We start from the raw sequence: 782 nt of genomic DNA, 5'->3' as shown, positions 1-782 counted from the left end.
AGTATGCGTCAAGCTCCGGGTGGTTTTCAGGTTTACACCTTATCAAACGGTGTGGATGTTTGGTTCCAAAAAGACGCAAAAGCCGGTGGCCGCGCTTACATCTACTTCACTAGCCAAGGGGGTAAAGCCGCTCTAGATAAATCGCTTTATCCAGCCTATGAACTGGCTGCCATGACCGCTGTTCGCAGTGGATTAGGAGAGTTTTCTGGCTCAGAGCTGGATGCCTATTTACGTACGAACAACATCGCTTTTGGTCCAATACTCGAGCCAACAGTGCATGGCGTTCAGGTTACGACGCAAAAAAATCGTCTAGTTGAAGCTTTGAATGGCTTGTACAACCTTTCGACCGAAATCAAGGTTGATGAACGCCAGCTTGCCGCGGTGAAACAAGAGTTTAAGCAAGAGCGCAGCGCTTTCTTGGAATCGCCTATGGGTACGCTTATCCAAGTAGCGAACACCAGCGCTTACACGCCGGATAGTCGTCATCGTTTATTGAACAGTGATGGTGCCGATACGGTCACGCCAGAGCAGATTCTTGCGGTGCATGATCAACTATTTAAAACCGATCATGGTTACAAAATGGTGATTGTTGCAGACGTTGAGCCTGAGCAAATTACGCCGCTTCTACGCAAATACGTGGCATCAATTAAGATGAAGCCGGGTAAAGCTGTAGATTATCGTGTGTCATTTAATGATGAGCTGCCAGCGCGCTCGGTCGTCACTGATGGTCACGAGCCTTCATCGTTTTACCTGCTGCGTTTTACTAACACCGATAAGTACAA

1 pseudogene is annotated in these 782 nt (G+C 48.0%); it reads left to right on the top strand.

The window, feature by feature from the left end:
• Positions 1-782: pseudogene (locus R7Q09_RS25060) on the top strand (insulinase family protein); the annotation flags it as partial.

The organism is Vibrio sp. 2130-1 (assembly GCF_033339515.1).
Note: the sequence above shows the minus strand (reverse complement) of the source record. Positions and strands in the feature narration are given on the sequence as shown.